Below are 11,981 nucleotides of genomic sequence, written 5' to 3'. Positions count from 1 at the left end.
ACTCGTCGTGGAACGCAGCGAAGCTTACGCCAGCGCAAGCGTTGCTCACAATAATCATAAGATCGGAGTGAACTCATGAAGCTGCCATTCGCTGGACGTCTTCTCGCTGTCGCCATGTTGGCTGCCGCATCCGCCGCACTGCCCGTCTCTTCGGCTTTCGCCGAGTCCCCGGAAAAACCAAAAGTCGCACTGGTCATGAAATCCCTGGCCAACGAATTCTTCCTCACCATGGAAGACGGCGCCAAGGCTTACCAGAAAGAACACTCCGCCGATTTCGACCTGATCTCCAACGGCATCAAGGACGAAACTGACACAGCAGGCCAGACCCGCATCGTCGAGCAGATGATTCTGGCGAAGGTCAATGCACTGGTCATCGCGCCTTCTGACTCCAAGGCCATGGTGCCGGTGATCAAGAAAGCCGTCGATGCCGGTATCACCGTGATCAACATCGACAACCAACTCGATCCGGCTGTCATCAAAAGCAAAAATATCTCCGTACCGTTCGTAGGCCCGGACAACCGCAAGGGCGCACGTCTGGTGGGCGAGTACCTGGCCAAACAGCTGAAGGCCGGTGACGAAGTCGGCATCATCGAGGGCGTTTCCACAACGACCAACGCCCAGCAGCGTACCGCTGGTTTCAAGGATGCGATGGAAGCCGCGCAGATCAAGGTTGTTTCCCTGCAGTCCGGCGATTGGGAAATCGACAAGGGCAACAAGGTAGCCGCGTCGATTCTCAGCGAGTACCCGGACGTCAAGGCACTGCTGGCCGGTAACGACAGCATGGCCGTCGGCGCTGTTTCCGCTGTGCGTGCTGCCGGCAAGGCCGGGCAGGTACAAGTGGTCGGTTACGACAACATCAACGCCATCAAGCCGATGCTGCAGGATGGTCGTGTCCTGGCAACCGCCGATCAGTTCGCCGCCAAACAGGCCGTGTTCGGCATCGAGACCGCGTTGAAAATCATCAAGGGCGAGAAAGTCGACAGTGGCGCCAACGGCGTCATCGAAACCCCGGTCGAGCTGGTCACCAAGAAGTAGTCCTTCGGCGACACAATGGCGCTCGTCCGTCCGGGCGAGCGCATGGAGAGTTTTTATGTCAGTTTCCGCCCCGAACGCTGTCCTCTCGGTCAGCGGTATCGGTAAGACCTATGCGCAGCCGGTGCTCACCGGCATCGACTTGACGCTGATGCGCGGTGAAGTGCTGGCGCTGACCGGCGAGAACGGTGCCGGTAAAAGTACCCTGTCGAAGATCATTGGTGGCCTGGTAACCCCGACCACCGGGCAGATGCAATTTCAGGGCAAGGAATACCGCCCCGGCAGTCGTACCCAGGCCGAAGAGCTTGGTGTGCGCATGGTCATGCAAGAGCTCAATCTGCTGCCGACCCTTTCGGTGGCGGAGAACCTGTTTCTCGACAACCTGCCGAGCAACGGCGGCTGGATCAGTCGCAAACAACTGCGCAAAGCTGCAATCGAGGCAATGGCTCAGGTCGGCCTGGATGCCATCGACCCGGACACGCTGGTCGGTGAGCTGGGCATCGGTCACCAGCAAATGGTCGAGATCGCGCGCAACCTGATCGGTGATTGCCATGTGCTGATCCTCGACGAGCCGACCGCGATGCTCACCGCTCGCGAAGTCGAAATGCTCTTCGAGCAGATCACTCGGCTGCAGGCACGCGGCGTTGCGATCATCTACATCTCCCACCGCCTTGAAGAGCTGGCTCGCGTTGCGCAGCGTATCGCCGTGTTGCGTGACGGCAACCTTGTTTGCGTCGAACCGATGGCCAACTACAACAGCGAGCAACTGGTCACCCTGATGGTCGGTCGCGAACTGGGCGAACACATGGACATGGGCCCGCGCAATATCGGTGCCCCAGCGCTGACGGTCAAAGGCCTCACTCGCTCCGACAAGGTGCGCGATGTGTCCTTTGAAGTGCGCGCCGGTGAGATTTTTGGCATTTCCGGATTGATCGGGGCGGGGCGCACGGAGCTGTTGCGCCTGATCTTCGGCGCCGATCTCGCCGACAGTGGAAGCGTTGCTCTCGGTTCGCCGGCGCAGGTAGTGAGTATCCGCTCGCCGGTCGACGCGGTGCGTAACGGCATTGCCCTGATCACTGAAGACCGAAAGGGTGAAGGCCTGCTGCTGAGCCAGTCGATCAGCGCCAACATTGCTCTGGGCAATATGCCGGAAATTTCCAGCGGTGGTTTCGTCAACAACGGTGACGAAATCTCTCTGGCCAAACGGCAGATCGACGCCATGCGCATCCGCAGTTCGAGCCCGACTCAACTGGTGTCCGAGCTCTCCGGCGGCAACCAGCAGAAAGTCGTGATCGGCCGCTGGCTGGAGCGCGACTGTTCAGTGTTGTTGTTCGATGAGCCAACTCGCGGTATCGACGTCGGTGCCAAGTTCGACATTTATAACCTGCTCGGCGAACTGACCCGGCAGGGCAAGGCGCTGGTGGTGGTCTCCAGCGACCTGCGCGAGTTGATGCTGATCTGCGACCGCATCGGGGTGCTGTCGGCGGGGCGTCTGATCGACACGTTCGAGCGTGACAGCTGGACCCAGGATGACTTGCTTGCCGCCGCGTTTGCCGGCTACCAAAAACGTGATGCGTTGCTCAACGAAGCAGCGCCTAGGGATCTCCCATGAAAACTGCATCTTCTGCCGGTAAACGTAGTGGCAACTTCTACGGCCTGGGTACTTACCTGGGTCTGGCCGGTGCCTTGCTGGCGATGGTTGCGCTGTTCTCGGTCATGAGCAGCCACTTCCTGTCGTACAACACCTTCAGCACCCTGGCCAACCAGATCCCCGACCTGATGGTGTTGGCGGTGGGCATGACCTTCGTGCTGATCATCGGCGGGATCGACCTGTCGGTGGGTTCGGTATTGGCGCTTGCGGCATCGACCGTCAGCGTGGCGATTCTGGGCTGGGGCTGGAGTGTCTTGCCGGCTGCGCTGCTTGGCATGGCAGTGGCGGCACTGGCCGGCACCGTGACCGGCTCGATCACGGTTGCCTGGCGAATTCCGTCGTTTATCGTTTCGCTCGGTGTGCTGGAAATGGCCCGGGGCCTGGCCTATCAGATGACCGGTTCGCGTACGGCCTACATCGGTGATTCATTCGCCTGGCTGTCAAACCCGATTGCTTTCGGCATTTCGCCGTCGTTCATCATTGCCTTGCTGGTGATCTTCATTGCTCAGGCGGTGTTGACCCGGACCGTGTTCGGTCGCTACCTGATCGGTATCGGTACCAATGAGGAAGCGGTGCGGCTGGCGGGCATCAACCCAAAACCGTACAAGATTCTGGTGTTCAGCCTGATGGGGCTGCTGGCCGGCATCGCGGCGCTGTTCCAGATTTCCCGTCTGGAAGCTGCCGACCCGAACGCCGGTTCAGGCCTTGAGCTGCAAGTCATCGCTGCTGTGGTGATTGGCGGTACCAGTCTGATGGGCGGCCGTGGTTCGGTGATCAGTACGTTCTTCGGCGTATTGATCATTTCCGTGCTGGCGGCCGGTCTGGCGCAGATCGGCGCAACCGAGCCGACCAAGCGCATCATCACCGGTGCAGTGATCGTCATCGCGGTAGTGCTCGATACGTATCGTAGCCAGCGCGCAAGCCGGCGGGGCTGAGACATGGCGACGATCAAGGATGTGGCGGCGCTTGCGGGAATTTCCTACACGACCGTCTCCCATGTTGTGAACAACACCCGGCCGGTGAGTCAGGAGGTGCGGCTGAAAGTCGAGGCGGCGATCAAGAGCCTCGACTATGTACCGAGCGCCGTCGCCCGATCGCTGAAGGCCAAGACGACTGCCACCATTGGCTTGCTCGTGCCCAACAGCCTCAACCCGTACTTTGCCGAACTGGCGCGCGGGATCGAGGATTACTGTGAGCGTAATGGCTACTGCGTGATTCTCTGCAACTCCGACGACAACCCGGAAAAACAGCGCAGCTATCTGCGGGTGTTGCTGGAGAAGCGTATCGATGGCTTGATCGTCGCCTCCGCTGGCGGTGACAGTGGCCTGGTGCAGGGGCTGGCCGGGGTCAAGACGCCGATGGTGATCGTTGATCGGGGCCTGGAAGGGGTGGACGCCGATCTCGTGCGCATCGACCATGAATATGGCGCCTATCTGGCAACGAGGCACCTGATCGAGCTTGGACATCGTGATATCGCCACCATTGGCGGCCCGGCGAGCACCAGTGTTGCGCAAATGCGTCAGGCCGGATTTTGCCGCGCCTTGAAAGAGGCGGGTATTGAAGTGCCGCCATCGCGGATGCTGGAAAGCGATTTCACCAGCACGGGCGGCTATAACGCAGCTGCGGCTCTGCTTGAGCGCAGCCCTCCGAGCGCAATCTTTGCCGGCAACGACATGATTGGCATTGGTGTGCTGCGGGCGGCTGCCGAGCGCAATGTGCGCGTGCCCGCGGAGTTGTCGGTAATCGGCTTCGACGATATCCAGATGAGCCGTTACGTGTATCCGGCGCTGACCACTGTTGGTCAGTCGATCCTGCAACTGGGAGAGATGGCGGCAGAAGTGTTGCTGCGAAGAATTGCTACCCCGGATCTGGCCACTGATCAGCGGATCGTGACCCCGAGTATTGTCTTGCGAGAGTCGACTGCGCCGCTGGCTGGCGTGTTTACCGAATATCGCTGAAACCGAATTGATGAGTAGTGATGTATGCCCGCAAATGTAGTGGTAATAGGCAGCCTGAACATGGACCTGGTCACCCGGGCGCCTCGTTTGCCCCGGGGTGGCGAGACACTGATCGGTCATTCGTTCGCCACTGTGTCGGGTGGCAAGGGTGCCAATCAGGCGGTGGCCGCTGCCCGGTTGGGCGCGCAGGTGTCGATGATCGGTTGTGTCGGCAATGATGACTATGGCGTGCAATTGCGCGAGGCATTGCTGGCCGAGCAGATCGATTGCCAGGCGGTCAGCGTCGTCGAGGACTCCAGTGGCGTGGCGCTGATTGTGGTCGATGACAACAGTCAGAATGCGATCGTCATCGTCGCCGGGGCCAACGGCTCGATGACGCCAGCGGTGATCGACCAGTTCGACGCGGTGCTGCAGGCGGCGGATGTCATCATCTGTCAGCTGGAAATTCCCGATGCTACCGTCGGTCATGCGCTCAAGCGCGGTCGCGAACTGGGCAAGACAGTGATCCTGAACCCGGCCCCGGCCAGCCGTCCGCTACCGGCAGACTGGTTTGCCTCCATCGACTACCTGATTCCCAATGAAAGCGAGGCTGCCGCCCTCAGCGGTTTGCCGGTGGACTCGCTGCAAAGCGCTGAAAAAGCGGCTGCTCGGCTGATTTCCATGGGCGCCGGCAACGTGATCGTCACGTTGGGTGCTCAGGGGGCATTGTTCGCCAATGCTGCGGGTTACCAGCATTTTCCTGCACCCAAAGTGAAGGCGGTCGATACCACGGCTGCCGGGGATACCTTCGTCGGCGGTTTCGCGGCAGCGCTGGCCGCTGGCAAAGCCGAAGCCGAGGCCATTCGTTTTGGTCAGATAGCTGCGGCGCTGTCGGTCACTCGAGCGGGTGCCCAGCCGTCCATTCCTACTTCATCTGACGTACAGGCGTTCAAACTCGCATGAAAAAGACTCCTTTGCTCAATATCGCACTGTCCCGGCTTGTCGCCTCCCTTGGTCATGGCGACATGGTCGTGATCGGTGACGCCGGCTTGCCCGTGCCGCCGGGCGTCGAGTTGATCGACCTCGCGCTGACCCACGGTGTTCCGGATTTCGTCAGCACCTTGAAGGTCGTGCTCAGCGAAATGCAGGTGGAGAGTCATGTGCTCGCCCAGGAAATCTTCGACAAACAACCCACTGCGCTGGCTTCGCTGGACGCATTGAATGAAGAAGGTGCAATCGGGCGACGCGATCTGCTCAGTCACGAGCAATTCAAGGTTCTCAGCCGACAGGCGCGAGCGATTGTTCGTACAGGCGAATGTCAGCCGTACTGCAACATCGTGTTGGTGGCCGGGGTAACATTTTAATCGGGTTCAGACCCTTTCGATTTCATATGCACAAGGAATGCGCCATGCACCGCTATGCTCAAAAAATGCACCAACTGATCCGGAGTCTTCTGCTTTTGTCCGTGATAACCGCGACCGGCGCCCAGGCGGCGGAAAAGATCGATCTGATCATCGACACCGATCCGGGTGCCGATGATGTGGTGGCCCTGTTGTTTGCTCTGGCATCGCCAGAGGAACTGAATATTCGCGCGCTGACCACCGTGGCTGGCAACGTGCGTCTCGACAAGACCTCTCGCAATGCGCGACTGGCTCGTGAGTGGGCAGGGCGCGAAGAGGTGCCGGTCTACGCCGGCGCACCGAAACCGTTGATGCGCACGCCGATCTACGCCGAGAACATCCATGGCAAGGAAGGCCTGTCGGGTGTCACCGTGCACGAACCGAAAAAAGGCCTGGCTGAAGGCAATGCGGTCAACTACCTGATCGACACCCTGAAAAAAGCCAAGCCGCACAGCATCACCATTGCCATGCTTGGGCCACAAACCAACCTGGCACTGGCGCTGATCCAGGAGCCGGAAATCGTTCAGGGCATCAAGGAAGTGGTCATCATGGGCGGCGCCCATTTCAACGGCGGTAACATCACGCCAGTGGCCGAGTTCAACCTGTATGCCGATCCGCAAGCGGCTGAAGTCGTGCTCAAAAGCGGCGTGAAACTGACTTACCTGCCGCTGGATGTGACCCACAAGATCCTCACCAGCGATGCGCGCCTGAAGCAGATCGCGGCGCTGAACAACAATGCGAGCAAGATTGTTGGCGACATCCTCAACGAGTACATCAAGGGCGATATGGAACACTACGGTATTCCGGGTGGCCCGGTGCACGACGCTACGGTCGTGGCTTACCTGCTCAAACCAGAGCTGTTCACCGGCCGTTCGGTGAACGTGGTGGTCGACAGCCGTGAAGGTCCGACCTTCGGGCAGACCATCGTCGACTGGTATGATGGCCTGAAAGCCCCGAAAAATGCCTTCTGGGTGGAAAATGGTGATGCTCAGGGCTTCTTCGATCTGTTGACCGAACGCCTGAAGCGTCTGAAGTAAGCGACAGGCCCGCAGGTGCCAGCCTGCGGGCCTTTATTCTTTCTCGATGTCCGATGTGCCTTTGAAGTCATCCGGATACTTCTCGAACAGCTGGGCGATAAATGATTGCGCGGCTTGCGTTCCCAGTGTCTTGACCAGCAGGTCGATGCTGATCAGTGCCAATTCCTCCGGGCTGCCCGGACTGTAAGAGCTATGGCCTTGTGGCCAGTGGGCCTTGATGTCGGCTGAGATGCTTACGGTCGTCATGATGGGGCTCGGAAGGTCACGGGATTGGAGTTTTGAGTTAACCACTTTGTCCGGCGTTTGGCACTGCGACTTAGGCATGAGCGCAGGGCTATGCGACACTTGGTCGTCTCCGAAAAACCAAGGACTGAGCTGTGCAGATCGATTTGAATTCCCCCGACGGCCTGACGCTGGACGCTGTGCGTCTGATGCTGGCCTCTGCCAGTGATGATGAGCACACCCAATTGCGTGTGACCAAGGGCGGCATTGCGTATATCTCTTCGGGCGTCACGGGTGGTCAGGATATCGATGGCTTGTCGTTTCGTCTGGAAACCTGGGCCAAGGGTTCGGGCTATGTGGGCAACGTTGCAGCGAGCGATGAGGTCTGGGTGATGCAGATATTCAACGCGCTCAAGGACAACTGGCCGAACCCGCCCTATGACTACATTGACGTCTACTGAGCGCCGTTCATATTCAGTGACGATTGTGTGATGAAGTATCAGGCGTAGCTCAGGCAAACTCGCCGTTTTTCTGATCGTGGGGCAGGGGAGTGGCGCAAGTCATGAAACCAAACGCTATATCGGCGGTCGCACGATGTTCGCTCAACTATTGAAAAAAGGAGGCTTCATGCCTTGGAAGCTCGCGTCACTGGGTACTCTGATGGCGGTTGCCATGCTGGCTGGCTGCAACACAACCTCCAGTGAGTCGCAGAAGGATCCCGTGGCGGCCGAAACCGGTCACAGTCGTTGCGAGGCAACAGCTGCAGAGTTCACCGTCGGCAAAAAGGCTTCGCCGGAATTGCTGGAGCAGGCGCGCAAAAAAGCCGGCGCGCAGAATGCCCGGTTCCTCAAGCCTGACGACATGATCACCCTGGAATACCGTTCTGATCGGCTGAACCTCAATACCGACAGCAATCTGGTGGTTACCCGGGCCAGCTGCGGCTGAGTCGCACAGGCTTTTGTAGCGCCCATAAAAAACCCCGTCACATGGACGGGGTTTTTTTAGTGCGCCGAGAAATTACTCTGGGCGAACTTGTGCAGCTTGCATACCCTTTTGGCCTTTCTCAGCCACGAAGGAAACGGTCTGGCCTTCTTTCAGGCTTTTGAAACCGTCGGATTCGATAGCTTTGAAGTGTACGAACAGGTCGTCACCGCCACCTTGAGGAGTGATGAAGCCGAAGCCTTTTTCATCGTTGAACCATTTAACGGTGCCGGTTTGGCGATTAGACATGGTGTATCTCCAAGAAACATATATTTTCAGTAGTACTGTGCTGCTCAGGCCAACTGGGCACACCGGAGTATCATAGTCGAAATGTTCGCTTTGGTAGCCCCCCGGACGTGCTGTTTGCTTTCATATTGCGGATGTTTCGACATTCTGAATGGCTACAACCCCCGGTTTCAGCGGCTTTCAGCCGAAACGAAGGGGTGTAAAAAAAGCTATAAAACCTGCGTAAAATATCGGATTCAGGGTCATTTTGACCGGTTCCGGCCTGCAGAGCGCCCGCAAATCCCTTCGCCACAGATTATTTCTGCACTCGGCAAACCGAGATTTCTTTCAGTGCGCGCTGGCCCAGCTCGCCGCTTGGCGGGGTGTTCTTGTCCATCAGTTGAGCGATTTCCTGGGAGGTGAATTTCTTCTCCAGGACGTCGGCACCGCAGGTGCAGTGCTGCTTGGCCACGGTCGGGTTGACGCTTTGGCTGGCGGCTTTGGTGCAGTCATTCATGTATTGCTCTTTCACGCCCGCAGGCCAGGCAGCCTGAGCGCTCAGTGGCAGCAGCATTGCCAGGGGAGCCGCGAAGGCGAAAAGTCGGGTAAGGCGCATGTCTGAAACTCCTTGGTTTGAGTAATTCGGGGTAATTCTCAGCCCATTTGAGGTTAGCCGTACATCTCAAGTTCACTGCGCACCGTTAAAACGAGCAATCAGGGGCTGGCTCAATTCGTTCGCCGCTGTGACCGTTCATCTGTGCTAGGATGCCCGACTCGGGCGTTCGCAGGCTCCGGATGACCTTCAGTCCCGGAAGCGGCGGCGTACGAATACTCTGATTTGAATCCCAGTCACTCTGGTTCGGTTTTCCGGTTGGCCGCAAGGCTCCTGCCGCTGTAAGGCAGGCGTTCGTCATTGAATGGCCTGGATCGGATCTTGTACTGGCTCATCCCAACCCACGTGACCTTTGGTAGGGGTCACCACTAGGAGAGGAGGCGCCATGCCAACTATTACTCTTCCCGACGGCAGTCAACGTTCATTCGATCACCCGGTTTCCGTAGCCGAGGTCGCCGCCTCTATCGGTGCAGGCCTGGCCAAGGCCACCCTGGCCGGCAAGGTCAACGGCAAGCTGGTCGACGCCTGCGACATCATCGACAGCGACGCAACGCTGCAAATCATCACGCCAAAGGATGAAGAGGGGCTGGAGATCATTCGCCACTCTTGCGCCCACCTGGTTGGCCATGCGGTCAAGCAGTTGTACCCGACGGCCAAAATGGTTATCGGTCCCGTCATTGACGAAGGCTTCTATTACGACATCGCCTTCGAGCGTCCTTTTACGCCGGACGACATGGCGGCCATCGAACAGCGCATGCAACAGCTGATCGATACCGATTACGACGTCATCAAGAAAGTCACTCCGCGTGCCGAAGTGATCGAAGTGTTCAAGGCTCGCGGCGAAGACTACAAGCTGCGCCTGGTCGAGGACATGCCGAATGAGCAGGCCATGGGCCTGTACTATCACGAAGAATACGTCGACATGTGCCGCGGTCCGCACGTGCCGAACACCCGCTTCCTGAAGTCCTTCAAGTTGACCAAGCTGTCCGGCGCCTACTGGCGCGGTGATGCCAAGAACGAGCAATTGCAGCGCGTTTACGGCACCGCTTGGGCTGACAAGAAGCAGCTGGCTGCCTACATCCAGCGAATCGAAGAAGCTGAAAAGCGCGATCACCGCAAGATCGGCAAGCGCCTGGGCCTGTTCCACACCCAGGAAGAAGCGCCGGGCATGGTGTTCTGGCACCCGAATGGCTGGACTCTGTACCAGGTACTCGAGCAGTACATGCGCAAGGTGCAGCGCGACAACGGCTATCTCGAAATCAAGACGCCGCAAGTCGTTGACCGTAGCCTGTGGGAAAAGTCCGGGCACTGGGCCAACTACGCCGACAACATGTTCACCACTGAGTCGGAAAGCCGCGACTACGCAATCAAGCCAATGAACTGCCCTTGCCACGTGCAGGTGTTCAACCAGGGGCTGAAGAGCTACCGCGAACTGCCGATGCGTCTGGCCGAGTTCGGTGCCTGCCACCGTAACGAGCCGTCGGGTGCGCTGCACGGCATCATGCGTGTGCGTGCGTTCACCCAGGACGACGCCCACATTTTCTGCACCGAAGAGCAGATGCAGGCCGAATCCGCCGCGTTCATCAAGCTGACCATGGATGTTTACCGCGACTTCGGCTTCACCGACGTCGAGATGAAACTGTCCACTCGTCCGGAAAAACGCGTTGGTTCCGACGAGCTGTGGGATCGCGCCGAAGCTGCTTTGGCCGCGGCCCTTGATAGCGCGGGCCTTCCGTACGATCTGCAGCCGGGCGAAGGCGCATTCTATGGTCCGAAGATCGAATTCTCGCTGAAAGATTGCCTCGGTCGCGTGTGGCAATGTGGTACTTTGCAGCTCGATTTCAACCTGCCAGTGCGTCTTGGTGCCGAATACGTCTCCGAAGACAACAGCCGCAAGCATCCGGTCATGTTGCACCGTGCGATCCTCGGTTCGTTCGAGCGTTTCGTCGGGATTCTGATCGAGCACTACGAAGGTGCATTCCCTGCGTGGCTGGCGCCAACCCAGGCAGTGATCATGAATATCACTGATAAACAGGCAGATTTTGTTGCTCAGGTCGAAAAAACTCTCAACGAAAGCGGGTTTCGTGCCAAGTCTGACTTGAGAAATGAAAAGATCGGCTTTAAAATCCGCGAGCATACTTTGCTCAAGGTTCCATATCTCTTGGTTATTGGGGATAAGGAAGTCGAGATGCAGACTGTCGCTGTGCGTACTCGTGAAGGTGCTGACCTGGGCTCGATGCCCGTCGCCCAGTTCGCTGAGTTTCTCGCGCAAGCGGTTTCCCGGCGTGGTCGCCCAGATTCGGAGTAATTATTATTAAGCGTGAAATGAGACAAGATAAACGAGCTGCACCGAAAGCCCCGATCAACGAGAATATCTCGGCACGCGAGGTTCGGTTAATTGGCGCTGATGGCGAGCAGATTGGCATCGTCTCGATTGATGAAGCGCTTCGTATTGCTGAAGAAGCAAAGCTTGATCTGGTAGAAATCTCTGCAGACGCAGTCCCACCGGTTTGCCGTGTGATGGACTATGGCAAATCGATCTTCGAAAAGAAGAAGCAGATTGCTGCGGCGAAGAAGAACCAGAAGCAGATTCAGGTAAAAGAAATCAAGTTTCGTCCAGGGACGGAGGAAGGGGATTACCAGGTAAAACTGCGCAACCTGGTACGTTTCCTGAGTGACGGGGACAGGGCCAAGGTATCCTTGCGATTCCGCGGCCGTGAGATGGCCCACCAGGAGCTGGGGATGGAACTCCTCAAGCGGGTTGAAGCTGACCTGCTCGAGTACGGTTCGGTCGAACAGCATCCTAAGATGGAAGGACGCCAGCTGATCATGGTCATCGCCCCGAAAAAGAAGAAGTAATCAACAGGGCACGGCAGGCCTTCT

Annotated in this window: 14 protein-coding genes; 11 read left to right on the top strand and 3 right to left on the bottom strand. The window is 58.2% G+C overall.

Translation table 11 applies throughout. The features are described 5' to 3' along the window. Window positions 1-75 precede the first annotated feature (75 nt). The 7 genes from AC1RME_RS14480 to AC1RME_RS14450 are packed head-to-tail and all read left to right on the top strand — an operon-like array spanning window position 76 to window position 7,057. On the top strand, window positions 76-1,035 hold the full coding sequence (locus tag AC1RME_RS14480; RefSeq protein WP_085712021.1) for a sugar ABC transporter substrate-binding protein: 960 nt from the start codon (window positions 76-78) through the stop codon (window positions 1,033-1,035). 55 nt (window positions 1,036-1,090) lie between these two features. Then, window positions 1,091-2,644 (top strand): sugar ABC transporter ATP-binding protein, encoded by a 1,554-nt coding sequence (locus AC1RME_RS14475; protein WP_085732496.1) that lies wholly within the window; start codon window positions 1,091-1,093, stop codon window positions 2,642-2,644. Further along, window positions 2,641-3,618, top strand: a complete 978-nt coding sequence (locus AC1RME_RS14470) for an ABC transporter permease (RefSeq protein ID WP_025111208.1) — start codon at window positions 2,641-2,643, stop codon at window positions 3,616-3,618. Before AC1RME_RS14475 ends, AC1RME_RS14470 begins: the two co-directional genes overlap by 4 nt. A gap of 3 nt (window positions 3,619-3,621) precedes the next feature. Continuing rightward, complete coding sequence (locus AC1RME_RS14465; RefSeq protein ID WP_102621548.1) at window positions 3,622-4,641, top strand: LacI family DNA-binding transcriptional regulator; 1,020 nt, start codon at window positions 3,622-3,624, stop codon at window positions 4,639-4,641. A gap of 24 nt (window positions 4,642-4,665) precedes the next feature. Beyond that, on the top strand, window positions 4,666-5,583 hold the full coding sequence (gene rbsK / locus AC1RME_RS14460; RefSeq protein WP_493091500.1) for a ribokinase: 918 nt from the start codon (window positions 4,666-4,668) through the stop codon (window positions 5,581-5,583). Beyond that, on the top strand, window positions 5,580-5,984 hold the full coding sequence (gene rbsD / locus AC1RME_RS14455) for a D-ribose pyranase (protein WP_096821273.1): 405 nt from the start codon (window positions 5,580-5,582) through the stop codon (window positions 5,982-5,984). The genes rbsK and rbsD overlap by 4 nt, the downstream gene beginning before the upstream one ends. Window positions 5,985-6,028: 44 nt before the next feature. Continuing rightward, window positions 6,029-7,057 (top strand): nucleoside hydrolase, encoded by a 1,029-nt coding sequence (locus AC1RME_RS14450; RefSeq protein ID WP_096821274.1) that lies wholly within the window; start codon window positions 6,029-6,031, stop codon window positions 7,055-7,057. 33 nt (window positions 7,058-7,090) lie between these two features. On the opposite strand, the gene AC1RME_RS14445 is transcribed toward AC1RME_RS14450, so the two are convergent. After that, on the bottom strand, window positions 7,091-7,303 hold the full coding sequence (locus AC1RME_RS14445) for a hypothetical protein (protein ID WP_085712027.1): 213 nt from the start codon (window positions 7,301-7,303) through the stop codon (window positions 7,091-7,093). Between the two features lie 131 nt (window positions 7,304-7,434). Between AC1RME_RS14445 and AC1RME_RS14440 the strand changes: the two genes are divergently transcribed. Next, on the top strand, window positions 7,435-7,740 hold the full coding sequence (locus AC1RME_RS14440; RefSeq protein WP_096821275.1) for a hypothetical protein: 306 nt from the start codon (window positions 7,435-7,437) through the stop codon (window positions 7,738-7,740). A 166-nt stretch (window positions 7,741-7,906) separates the two neighbouring features. Then, window positions 7,907-8,224, top strand: coding sequence for an I78 family peptidase inhibitor (locus AC1RME_RS14435; protein WP_096821276.1), 318 nt, complete (start codon window positions 7,907-7,909; stop codon window positions 8,222-8,224). A gap of 72 nt (window positions 8,225-8,296) precedes the next feature. On the opposite strand, the gene AC1RME_RS14430 is transcribed toward AC1RME_RS14435, so the two are convergent. Next, the gene (locus AC1RME_RS14430) at window positions 8,297-8,509 is read right to left on the bottom strand and encodes a cold-shock protein (protein WP_003179963.1); all 213 of its coding nucleotides are present in this window, start codon (window positions 8,507-8,509) and stop codon (window positions 8,297-8,299) included. A gap of 292 nt (window positions 8,510-8,801) precedes the next feature. Beyond that, window positions 8,802-9,101, bottom strand: coding sequence for a hypothetical protein (locus AC1RME_RS14425; protein WP_493091499.1), 300 nt, complete (start codon window positions 9,099-9,101; stop codon window positions 8,802-8,804). 382 nt (window positions 9,102-9,483) lie between these two features. Between AC1RME_RS14425 and thrS the strand changes: the two genes are divergently transcribed. Next, window positions 9,484-11,406, top strand: a complete 1,923-nt coding sequence (gene thrS / locus AC1RME_RS14420; protein WP_096821278.1) for a threonine--tRNA ligase — start codon at window positions 9,484-9,486, stop codon at window positions 11,404-11,406. Beyond that, window positions 11,406-11,957: a translation initiation factor IF-3 gene (infC, locus tag AC1RME_RS14415; RefSeq protein WP_170929410.1), complete on the top strand. Its 552-nt coding sequence runs from the start codon at window positions 11,406-11,408 to the stop codon at window positions 11,955-11,957. The genes thrS and infC overlap by 1 nt, the downstream gene beginning before the upstream one ends. Window positions 11,958-11,981: the final 24 nt, after the last annotated feature.

Source organism: Pseudomonas sp. GW822-FHT03F08 (assembly GCF_058801265.1).
Note: the sequence above shows the minus strand (reverse complement) of the source record. Positions and strands in the feature narration are given on the sequence as shown.

Bases quoted from the DNA above. Each gene is read 5' to 3' on its own strand.
- AC1RME_RS14480 (WP_085712021.1), top strand. From the start codon at position 76: ATGAAGCTGCCATTCGCTGGACGTCTTCTCGCTGTCGCCATGTTGGCT.
- AC1RME_RS14475 (WP_085732496.1), top strand. From the start codon at position 1,091: ATGTCAGTTTCCGCCCCGAACGCTGTCCTCTCGGTCAGCGGTATCGGT.
- AC1RME_RS14470 (WP_025111208.1), top strand. From the start codon at position 2,641: ATGAAAACTGCATCTTCTGCCGGTAAACGTAGTGGCAACTTCTACGGC.
- AC1RME_RS14465 (WP_102621548.1), top strand. From the start codon at position 3,622: ATGGCGACGATCAAGGATGTGGCGGCGCTTGCGGGAATTTCCTACACG.
- rbsK (WP_493091500.1), top strand. From the start codon at position 4,666: ATGCCCGCAAATGTAGTGGTAATAGGCAGCCTGAACATGGACCTGGTC.
- rbsD (WP_096821273.1), top strand. From the start codon at position 5,580: ATGAAAAAGACTCCTTTGCTCAATATCGCACTGTCCCGGCTTGTCGCC.
- AC1RME_RS14450 (WP_096821274.1), top strand. From the start codon at position 6,029: ATGCACCGCTATGCTCAAAAAATGCACCAACTGATCCGGAGTCTTCTG.
- AC1RME_RS14445 (WP_085712027.1), bottom strand. From the start codon at position 7,303: ATGACGACCGTAAGCATCTCAGCCGACATCAAGGCCCACTGGCCACAA.
- AC1RME_RS14435 (WP_096821276.1), top strand. From the start codon at position 7,907: ATGCCTTGGAAGCTCGCGTCACTGGGTACTCTGATGGCGGTTGCCATG.
- AC1RME_RS14430 (WP_003179963.1), bottom strand. From the start codon at position 8,509: ATGTCTAATCGCCAAACCGGCACCGTTAAATGGTTCAACGATGAAAAA.
- AC1RME_RS14425 (WP_493091499.1), bottom strand. From the start codon at position 9,101: ATGCGCCTTACCCGACTTTTCGCCTTCGCGGCTCCCCTGGCAATGCTG.
- thrS (WP_096821278.1), top strand. From the start codon at position 9,484: ATGCCAACTATTACTCTTCCCGACGGCAGTCAACGTTCATTCGATCAC.